This window comes from Cecembia lonarensis LW9, from assembly GCF_000298295.1.
Lineage (GTDB): Bacteria > Bacteroidota > Bacteroidia > Cytophagales > Cyclobacteriaceae > Cecembia > Cecembia lonarensis.
On the sequence record NZ_AMGM01000352.1, the window covers coordinates 1 to 511 of the forward strand.

At 63.2% G+C, this 511-nt stretch carries 2 protein-coding genes; both read right to left on the reverse strand.

Going from position 1 to position 511, the window contains the following annotated elements; all coding sequences use genetic code 11:
- Nucleotides 1–217, reverse strand: a 217-nt coding sequence (locus tag B879_RS24390) for a BMP family ABC transporter substrate-binding protein (protein ID WP_202949689.1), incomplete at its 3' end; no start/stop codon positions are given.
- Nucleotides 218–224: 7 nt separating this feature from the next.
- Complete coding sequence (locus B879_RS24395; RefSeq protein WP_202949690.1) at nt 225–428, reverse strand: hypothetical protein; 204 nt, start codon at nt 426–428, stop codon at nt 225–227.
- Nucleotides 429–511: the final 83 nt, after the last annotated feature.

Below are 511 nucleotides of genomic sequence, written 5' to 3' on the forward strand. Positions count from 1 at the left end.
CGTTCTTGGCGTCGATGGCGTTGTCATCAACGATCGCAAAGTGCTTGTCCGGGTTGGCCGCAGCGACCTTCTTGGTCTCGTCCGAGAGCAGGAAGCCGACCGTGACGGTCAGGTCGCAGCCGCCCTTGACCATGGCGTTGAGGTTCGGGCCGAAGTCGGTTTCGGCCTTGGACTCGGCCTGCTTGACGTTGATACCCAGATCGGTCTTCGCCTGCATCAGACCCTCATAGGAGGTACTGGTTGAAGGAGCGGTCGTCGAATCCGCCGGAGTCCGAAACGATGCAGCCGGTGAAGTCCGATGCGCCGGCCGGGGCCGAGCCGCTGGCCGAAGGGGCCGCCTCGGGTGCGGCGCCACAGGCGGTGAGGACGAGAGCAGAAATGCCGAGCATGGCAGCTGCCATGCCAGTCTTGCGCGAGATATTGCGCATGGGGTTTCCTCCATAAGGTTACGAGCTACAAGTCATGGCTTGGATGTGCGTTGGGCGCCCCATGCCGATTCCGACACCGCGCC

Bases quoted from the DNA above. Each gene is read 5' to 3' on its own strand.
- B879_RS24395 (WP_202949690.1), bottom strand. From the start codon at position 428: ATGCGCAATATCTCGCGCAAGACTGGCATGGCAGCTGCCATGCTCGGC.